Origin of the sequence: Streptomyces sp. NPDC012825, from assembly GCF_042900925.1 — a bacterium.
Classification (GTDB): domain Bacteria; phylum Actinomycetota; class Actinomycetes; order Streptomycetales; family Streptomycetaceae; genus Streptomyces.
Genome location: NZ_JBIBBZ010000048.1, coordinates 1 through 1,294, shown reverse-complemented (window position 1 = coordinate 1,294; position 1,294 = coordinate 1). Strand labels below are relative to the sequence as shown.

General features: G+C 65.2%; 2 protein-coding genes. Both read right to left on the bottom strand.

Annotated features, from left to right (window positions below; translation table 11 throughout):
• Nucleotides 1-38: 38 nt before the first annotated feature.
• Nucleotides 39-923: an IS3 family transposase gene (locus tag ACFY7E_RS32855; RefSeq protein WP_389491509.1), complete on the bottom strand. Its 885-nt coding sequence runs from the start codon at nucleotides 921-923 to the stop codon at nucleotides 39-41.
• On the bottom strand, nucleotides 920-1,225 hold the full coding sequence (locus tag ACFY7E_RS32850) for a transposase (protein ID WP_389491506.1): 306 nt from the start codon (nucleotides 1,223-1,225) through the stop codon (nucleotides 920-922). Before ACFY7E_RS32850 ends, ACFY7E_RS32855 begins: the two co-directional genes overlap by 4 nt.
• Nucleotides 1,226-1,294 lie beyond the last annotated feature (69 nt).

Genomic DNA, 1,294 nt, shown 5'->3' with positions numbered 1-1,294 from the left:
TCGGGTGAAGTGACCCCTCAGGTCCCGACACTTCCGTTTTATGCCGCGAGGTCCAGCCGTTGATGGCAGCGGACCCTCGCCTGGTACGGCGTGATGTAGCCGATGGTCGAGTGGATCCGCTCCCGGTTGTAATGTTCCGCGATCCACCGGAAAACGTCCTGCCGAGCCTGCATCCGGGTCTCCCAGACGGTCGTGCCGATCTCTGCTTTCAGGACGGCGAAGAAGCTCTCCTCGGCGGCGTTGTCGAAGCACGAACCGGTGCGTCCGGCGCTCTGCCGAATGTCCAACTCGCCCAGCAGGGAACGGAATTGATGAGACGTGTATTGCGATCCGCGATCGGAGTGAAAGATCGCGTTTCCTGCCGTGTGTCCGCCCGCATGGGCCATCCGGATGGCGTCTGCGACCAGTTCCGTGCGCATGTGATCGGCCATCGACCAGCCCACGACCTCCCGCGTGCACAGGTCGATCACGGTCGCCAGATACAGCCAGCCCTCTGCCGTCGGCAGGCAGGTGATGTCCCCGGCGAATTTCAGACCCGGCAGCGGCGCGGTGAAGTCCCGCAGAATCAGATCCGGCGCCGGCGGCGCCGTACGGTCCTGCCTCGTCAGCGACCTCGACTTCCGTCGCGTTATCCCGGCGATCTCGCGCTCCCGCATGATCCGGGCGACACGCTTGCGGTTCACCACGTGCCCCTGGTCCCGGAGTTTCCGGGTGATCCGCAGGGCCCCGTAGGATCCCCGGGAATCGGTGTGGATCTCCCGGATGCGGCGGGCCAGGCCCTCTTCCTCATCGGCCTTCTCCTGCCGTGCCTCCTTGTTCTGGTGCCAGGTGTAGTAGCCGGAGCGGTCCCAGCCGAGAACGTCGCACATCCGCTTCACTCTGTGGGCGTTCCGGTGCTCGTCGACGAAACGGAAGCGGATCACCGTGTCGTCTCCCGCGCGAAATAGGCGGCGGCCTTCCGGAGGATCTCGTTGTCCCCCTTCAGCCGGGCGTTCTCCCGCCGCAGGCGCTTGAGCTCTTCCTTCTCGTCAGGGGTCACGCCGGCGTCACCTCCGCCGTCCGCGGCCTGGATACGGGTCCGGTCCTCGCGGACCCACTTGCGCAGGGTCTCCAGATGGATCCCCAGCCCGTGGGCGATGTCTGTGAGGGATCGGTCCGGCGAGGAACGCACGAGGTCCACCGCGTCCCGCTTGAACTCTTCGGGGTAGTTCTTCCGCTTTGCCACCTTGGATCACTTCCTCTGGATGACCAAACATCCAGCGTCCAGGTGTCGGAATTTCGGGGGTCACTCCAC